At 46.9% G+C, this 1,845-nt stretch carries 1 protein-coding gene; it reads right to left on the bottom strand.

The window, feature by feature from the left end; translation table 11 throughout:
- Window positions 1-241 precede the first annotated feature (241 nt).
- Window positions 242-1,348 (bottom strand): N-acetylmuramoyl-L-alanine amidase-like domain-containing protein, encoded by a 1,107-nt coding sequence (locus QUB64_RS22065; RefSeq protein WP_333278659.1) that lies wholly within the window; start codon window positions 1,346-1,348, stop codon window positions 242-244.
- Between the last annotated feature and the right edge of the window lie 497 nt (window positions 1,349-1,845).

Below are 1,845 nucleotides of genomic sequence, written 5' to 3'. Positions count from 1 at the left end.
CTCGATCGGGTTTGTAGTGAGGACTTCAGTCCTTCATAAATGCGGACTGAAGTCCTCACTACGAACCAATTTAATTAGGTCAAACCTCGATCGGGTTTGTAGTGAGGACTTCAGTCCTTCATAAATGCGGACTGAAGTCCTCACTACGAACCAATTTAATTATGTCAAACCTCGATCGGGTTTGATCGTTCGGACTTCAGTCCTTCATGAATGCGGACTGAAGTCCTCACTACGAACCAATTTAATTAGGTGTTTTTGCTCTTGCTACTACAATGCCGATCGCACTTTCGACTCTGCTAATATATCTCTGCAAGTCGTAAGCCACCGTCACAGCCCCAGCCGGCGAAGCGTGAATAAAACCCAGATTCCCGTCTGCATTCCTGTACGCAAAACCTGTGTGGGTGACATCCAATCCTTTGACATCCGTGGCTACGGCCACAATATCCCCCGGTTTTAACTGCGAATAAACACTTTTGATCTGATTTGTCGGGATGTAATTAACCGTAGTTTTGGCTAAGTCTGTTTCTTGGCTGACTATGCACTGATAAGTCGCTTCGTCTTTCACCATTTGCGGGTAACTGCTGCGGTGCAAGCTCATGAAATTTAGTGTTTTATTCATGGGTACTCCGCCCAATTGAGCTGTGATATTTTCCACTGTTTGCCGTTTTTGATTGTCGTTAATCCATTCCGAAAAATAGTGCAATCTGCTGCAATAACCGTTGATTTTACCGTTTAAATACCGCTGGTCTTCTATGCGATTTACAAAGTTTTGGTAGTCGTAATCTTTTACTGCTACGCCTCGCGAAATAGCCAAAACGGTCTCGACAAACAAAACGCAATCAAATTGATTCAACGTTACGATCAACTTTTCGGCGCCGGATTTGTCCAGCAAACCCTCGGCGTAGGGCTTTCCTAGGAAGTTATCGGCGATCGCCTGGACGATTTCTCCGATCGGGCGATCGGGCAAATTTTCCTGTTTGGCATACTGTACAATATTTTCAAAACGTGCTATGTCTTCGGGTAGTATAGCGGTTTCTCTCGCAGTATTGTCTGAGTCTGGTCGTCTCGCCAGCACTTCCAGCAATTGGGAATAGGAAATTTCAGGTAAGTTGTTCAAGTCCCGAAACAGACTGAGGAAACTAGAAACACTTTGCTTATTTGTTGTTGGTTCCCGATTTTCGCTGTCTCCAGTAAACTCAGCCGCTACATCCGCGCCGTGTGTTTCTGTTTGTCGATCGACAACAGCGACAGCAGGTTGAGACTGCAATGCCCAAACATCAGGTATCAAATAATTATTCACCCAGGCGATCGCAAATCCCAAAACAGCCAGACTCCAAAAATTTCTCATGTTTTTCTAAGGATTTTGCTTCAACTGAGTGCTATCCTGAAACCTTTACAATTATTAGAACTGTCAATCAGCCTAGCAGACCGATAAAATTGACAACAGCCGACTCGATCGACACCCTTGTCATTTAGACGCCGACCTATTATAAACTGATCGTGCGAGTTTGATACCACAACACTGCAATGCAAGTAGACCGCCGACGCCGCCCTGTTCAGCCCCAACGCCCAATCCAGCCCCGACGCCAAAGCAGCGAGCGTCCAGTCGGGCCCCGACGCCAAAGCAGCGAGCGTCCAGTCGGGTCCCGTCGCCCCATCCAGACCCGACGCGCCATAGACCTCTGGCAAAAGTCGCTCTCAATTATTAAAGTTATCTGCGTTGATCTGCGTTTATCTGCTTTGTATCTGCGGTTGATCGATCGATCAAAGATTTATGCAAGAGGTCTCATCCAATCCCGACACCAAACCAGCGATCGCCCAGTCCAACCTCGACGCCAAACCAGC

The organism is Microcoleus sp. Aus8_D2 (assembly GCF_036702665.1).
Classification (GTDB): Bacteria; Cyanobacteriota; Cyanobacteriia; order Cyanobacteriales; family Microcoleaceae; genus Microcoleus.
This window is presented reverse-complemented; position numbering and strand designations above follow the sequence as displayed.

What these genes read in the sequence shown, in the direction of transcription:
- QUB64_RS22065 (WP_333278659.1), bottom strand. Translation starts at nt 1,348, where the DNA reads ATGAGAAATTTTTGGAGTCTGGCTGTTTTGGGATTTGCGATCGCCTGG.